Genomic DNA, 5,674 nt, shown 5'->3' with positions numbered 1-5,674 from the left:
GCGGCGAAGCGGTAGAAGCCGCGCCCCCGACGAAGAAGACAGCGGAAGCCACTGGGCGGCGCTGGAGACTTCGAAGGACGCCGAAGAGGAAGCGAAAGCGGGCAGTTGACAGCGGACGCGGCCTCAAATAGAAAGCGCGGCTCTCTGACGGAAGAAGAGTCGGAGTGCTGACAAGAAGAAACGGTAGCACGAAGTCGCGAAGCAGGACAAGCGACTCGGTCTTTGAAAACCAAATAGCAAGCCCAAGTAGATTGAAGATTGCGGAAACCGCAGTCAATTTCTTAAGGGCACCTCGAATAGGCCGCGCGGAAGCGCCGCTGAAAGAGAGTGCCTCCGAATCAGCGAGCCGAGGCTCCTTAGCCGGGCCTCGGGGAACGCCGGTTCAAACACCAAAGAATACAATTGGAGAGTTTGATCCTGGCTCAGAACGAACGCTGGCGGCGTGCCTAACACATGCAAGTCGAGCGCGAATGGGGAAACCCTAGTAGAGCGGCGCACGGGTGCGTAACACGTGGATAATCTGCCTGGATGCCTGGGATAACCAGTCGAAAGACTGGCTAATACCGGATAAGCCCACGGACTCTTCGGAGACTGAGGGAAAAGGTGGCCTCTGTATACAAGCTATCACATTCAGATGAGTCCGCGGCCCATCAGCTAGTTGGCGGGGTAATGGCCCACCAAGGCGACGACGGGTAGCTGGTCTGAGAGGACGATCAGCCACACTGGAACTGAGACACGGTCCAGACTCCTACGGGAGGCAGCAGTGGGGAATTTTGCGCAATGGGCGAAAGCCTGACGCAGCAACGCCGCGTGTGTGATGAAGGTCTTTGGATTGTAAAGCACTTTCGACCGGGAAGAAAACCCGTAGCCTAACATGCTACGGCTTGACTGTACCGGGAGAAGAAGCACCGGCTAACTCTGTGCCAGCAGCCGCGGTAATACAGAGGGTGCAAGCGTTGTTCGGAATTATTGGGCGTAAAGCGCGTGTAGGCGGCTTTGCAAGTCGGGTGTGAAAGCCCTCAGCTCAACTGAGGAAGTGCGCCCGAAACTGCAGAGCTTGAGTGCCGGAGAGGGTGGCGGAATTCCCCAAGTAGAGGTGAAATTCGTAGATATGGGGAGGAACACCGGTGGCGAAGGCGGCCACCTGGACGGCAACTGACGCTGAGACGCGAAAGCGTGGGGAGCAAACAGGATTAGATACCCTGGTAGTCCACGCCGTAAACGATGAGAACTAGGTGTCGTGGGAGTTGACCCCCGCGGTGCCGAAGCTAACGCATTAAGTTCTCCGCCTGGGAAGTACGGTCGCAAGACTAAAACTCAAAGGAATTGACGGGGGCCCGCACAAGCGGTGGAGCATGTGGTTTAATTCGACGCAACGCGCAGAACCTTACCTGGTCTTGACATCCTCGGAATCTCTCAGAGATGAGGGAGTGCCCGCAAGGGAACCGAGAGACAGGTGCTGCATGGCTGTCGTCAGCTCGTGTCGTGAGATGTTGGGTTAAGTCCCGCAACGAGCGCAACCCTCGCCTTTAGTTGCCACGCAAGTGGATCTCTAGAGGGACTGCCGGTGTTAAACCGGAGGAAGGTGGGGATGACGTCAAGTCCTCATGGCCTTTATGACCAGGGCTACACACGTGCTACAATGGCCGGTACAGAGCGCTGCAAACCCGCGAGGGGGAGCTAATCGCAGAAAACCGGTCTCAGTTCAGATTGGAGTCTGCAACTCGACTCCATGAAGGCGGAATCGCTAGTAATCGCAGATCAGCACGCTGCGGTGAATACGTTCCCGGGCCTTGTACACACCGCCCGTCACACCATGGGAGTCGATTGCTCCAGAAGTCATCTCACCAAGAGATGCCCAAGGAGTGGTCGGTAACTGGGGTGAAGTCGTAACAAGGTAGCCGTAGGGGAACCTGCGGCTGGATCACCTCCTTTCTAAGGAGACCGGGCATCGGGCTCACTCTTCGGAGGAGCAGGCGATGCCAGCAGCCTTCGGGCTGTCGAGGTCGACTAGGTCAAAGTTTCCGGCAAACAATCTAAGATTTACACTGGGCTTGCTGTTTGGTTTTGAAGGACCGAGTGAAGGACGGCTCGGCTCTTTGAGAATGAAGGACGCTGTAGGGTTCGCCGACGCTGTAGCCCTCTTTGGGCCTATAGCTCAGCTGGCTAGAGCGCGCGCCTGATAAGCGCGAGGTCGGTGGTTCAAGTCCACCTAGGCCCACCATTCACCCTCGAGGCAGGGTGAGATGAAGTCGGTGATGCCGCGCAAGTCGGGGCTGTAGCTCAGCTGGGAGAGCGCCAGCTTTGCAAGCTGGATGTCGTCGGTTCGAACCCGATCAGCTCCACACAAGTTTTCCCCAGGAGAAGTAGCGGGGAGCGTTCTTTGACAAGTGCATACGAAGGGTAAGTTGCAATTTCTGCTGAGAGAAGTTCTCAGAAGAAGTGCCGACTCACCAAGTAGTCGCGTTGGCGCCGAGAGGCAGCCAGGCGGTGAAAGGGGAGTCTCCCACTAGAAGTACCTGTAGAGAAGAAGTGAATGTCTTTCAGGTCTGCTGCGAAGAGCGGAGGCCTGGGCCTTGGTTTCGAGTTTCGACAAACTCGCCGAGAGGCGGGCGTGAAGACAAGAGATTAGGGCAAGTAAGCTACTAAGGGCGTGCGGTGGATGCCTAGGTGCCAAGAGGCGATGAAGGACGTGGGTGGCTACGAAAAGCCTCGGTGAGCTGCCAACCAAGCGTTGACCCGGGGATGTCCGAATGGGGAAACCCAGCACGGCGAATAGCCGTGTTACTCCTGCCTGAATTCATAGGGCAGGTAGAGCGAACCAGGGGAAGTGAAACATCTCAGTACCCTGAGGAAGAGAAAACAACGAGTGATTCCCAAAGTAGTGGCGAGCGAAATGGGAAGAGGCCAAACCGGCGTCACGCAAGTGGCGTCGGGGTAGCGGGTCCGCGGTAGGACTTTGACTGACTAGCGGAAGCGTCTGGAAAGGCGCACCAAAGAGCGTGATAGTCGCGTACGCGAAAGTCGGTTGGAGCTGAGCGGGTTACCCAAGTAAGACGGGACACGTGCAATCCTGTCTGAATCTGCCGGGACCATCCGGTAAGCCTAAATACTCCTTGGCGACCGATAGTGAACAAGTACCGCGAGGGAAAGGTGAAAAGAACCCCGGTGAGGGGAGTCAAAAGAACCTGAAACCGCATGTCTACAAGCAGTTCGAGCACTACGCCGCAAGGCAGTGCGAGAGCGTACCTTTTGCATCATGATTCGGCGACTTAATATACGTAGCGAGGCTAAGCCGATAGGTGGAGCCGGAGCGAAAGCGAGTCCGAATAGGGCGAGTAGTTGCGTGTATTATAACCCGAAGCGGGGTGATCTACACATGGCCAGGATGAAGTGCGGGTAACACCGCATGGAGGTCCGAACTCATGAAAGTTGAAAATTTCTGGGATGAGCTGTGTGTAGGGGTGAAAGGCCAATCAAACTCCGTGATAGCTGGTTCTCCCCGAAAGATATTTAGGTATCGGCTCGGGTAATTCAATACCGGAGGTAGAGCACTGGAACGGCTAGGGGTCTCACCAGATTACCAAACCGTACCAAACTCCGAATGCCGGTAATTGTTATCCCGGGACGCAGTCAGTGGGTGATAACGTCCATTGGCAAGAGGGGAATAACCCAGACCGACAGCTAAGGCCCCCAAATCTAGTCTAAGTGAACACTAGAAAGGATGTGGCAGGTCATTGACAACCAGGAGGTTGGCTTAGAAGCAGCCATCCTTTAAAGAAAGCGTAATAGCTCACTGGTCAAGACAGGCCGCGCCGAAAATGTAACGGGGCTCAAGACTAGTGCCGAAGCTTCGGGTCATACGCGTCAGGCGCGTATGGCGGTAGGGGAGCGTCCCAGTTGCAGCGAAGGTAGACCGAAAGGGCTGCTGGAGCGACTGGGAGTGCTGATGCCGAAATGAGTAGCGATAAAGGGGGTGAGAAACCCCCTCGCCGTAAACCCAAGGTTTCCTGGGTCAAGTTAATCTTCCCAGGGTTAGCCGGGTCCTAAGCCGAGGCCGAAAGGCGTAGGTGATGGCAAGCAGGTTAATATTCCTGCGCCATCTTGCAGACGTTGAACTAAGGGAGGACGGAGAAAGCTAGGCGAGCTGACCGGCGGTTGTGTCAGTCCAAGGGTGTAGGGGTGTCGCGTACGATTAAAGGCGCGGCAGTCATCTCCGAGACCTGAGTGCGCCCCGTTAGGGGTAAGTCGCTGATGCTCGGCTTCCAAGAAAAGTCCCGTAGGGAGTCTGCAGGGTGTCCGTACCGCAAACCGACACAGGTGGGTGAGGAGAAAATCCTAAGGCGCTTGAGAGAACTCTCCTCCAAGGAACTAGGCAAATTTCCACCGTAACTTCGGAAGAAGGTGGGCCCCTGGTAGGTGAAGGCGTACAGCCGGAGCCGAGAGGGGTTGCAGAGAAATGGCGGTAGCGACTGTTTACCAAAAACACAGGACTCTGCGAAGGCGACAAGCCGACGTATAGGGTCTGACTCCTGCCCGGTGCTGGAAGGTTAAGGGGATTCGTCAGCCGCAAGGCGAAGCGATGATCCGAAGCCCCAGTAAACGGCGGCCGTAACTATAACGGTCCTAAGGTAGCGAAATTCCTTGTCGGGTAAGTTCCGACCTGCACGAATGGAGTAACGACTTCCGCGCTGTCTCGGAGAGGGACTCAGCGAAATTGAAATAGCTGTGCCGATGCAGTTTACCCGCAGCAAGACGGAAAGACCCCGTGAACCTTTACTACAACTTGACAGTGACACTAGGGATTGACTGTGTAGGATAGGTGGGAGCCTTTGAAGCCGGGCCGCTAGGTTCGGTGGAGGCAACGGTGAAATACCACCCTGTTGATTTCTGGTGTCTAACCATGTCCCGTTAGCCGGGATTGGGACACTGTCTGGTGGGTAGTTTGACTGGGGCGGTCGCCTCCCAAAAAGTAACGGAGGCGCGCGATGGTTCCCTCAGCCCGATTGGAAACCGGGCGTCGAGTGCAATGGCATAAGGGAGCTTGACTGCGAGACCGACAGGTCGAGCAGGTGCGAAAGCAGGTCATAGTGATCCGGTGGTCCTGAATGGAAGGGCCATCGCTCAACGGATAAAAGGTACTCCGGGGATAACAGGCTTATCTCCCCCAAGAGTTCACATCGACGGGGAGGTTTGGCACCTCGATGTCGGCTCATCGCATCCTGGGGCTGGAGCAGGTCCCAAGGGTTTGGCTGTTCGCCAATTAAAGCGGTACGCGAGCTGGGTTCAAAACGTCGTGAGACAGTTTGGTCCCTATCTGCTGTGGGCGTAGGATACTTGAGAGGCTCTGACCTTAGTACGAGAGGACCGGGTTGGAGGCACCGCTGGTGTACCAGTTGTCTCGCCAGAGGCATCGCTGGGTAGCCATGTGCCGATTGGATAACCGCTGAAAGCATCTAAGCGGGAAACCGACCTCAAGACCAGGTATCCCGGGCGCAAGCCCCTGAAGACTCGTGGTAGACTACCACGTTGATAGGCCGGGTGTGTAAGCGTGGTAACATGCTCAGCTAACCGGTACTAATAAGTCGTGAGGCTTACTTCCCCCTATCTCTTGCATGCCCCCTCGAGGGGTGTAAGGGACTCGGGGCCAAGGCCGAGGCCGCGACGCTGCGAA

Annotated in this window: 2 tRNA genes and 2 rRNA genes; all 4 read left to right on the top strand. The window is 56.2% G+C overall.

Annotated features, from left to right (window positions below):
- Positions 1-399 precede the first annotated feature (399 nt).
- The 4 genes from JGU66_36075 to JGU66_36060 all read left to right on the top strand — a co-directional run bounded on the left by JGU66_36075 (position 400) and on the right by JGU66_36060 (position 5,602).
- Positions 400-1,935: ribosomal RNA gene (locus JGU66_36075) — 16S ribosomal RNA — on the top strand.
- A 212-nt stretch (positions 1,936-2,147) separates the two neighbouring features.
- A tRNA-Ile gene (locus tag JGU66_36070) sits at positions 2,148-2,224 on the top strand.
- A 48-nt stretch (positions 2,225-2,272) separates the two neighbouring features.
- Positions 2,273-2,345: transfer RNA gene (locus tag JGU66_36065), tRNA-Ala, on the top strand.
- Positions 2,346-2,635: 290 nt separating this feature from the next.
- Positions 2,636-5,602: ribosomal RNA gene (locus JGU66_36060) — 23S ribosomal RNA — on the top strand.
- Together the 16S and 23S rRNA genes with 2 tRNA genes alongside form the textbook arrangement of a ribosomal RNA operon.
- The last annotated feature ends 72 nt before the right edge of the window (positions 5,603-5,674 follow it).

The sequence above is a fragment of the Myxococcaceae bacterium JPH2 genome (assembly GCA_016458225.1).
Lineage (GTDB): Bacteria > Myxococcota > Myxococcia > Myxococcales > Myxococcaceae > Citreicoccus.
This window is presented reverse-complemented; position numbering and strand designations above follow the sequence as displayed.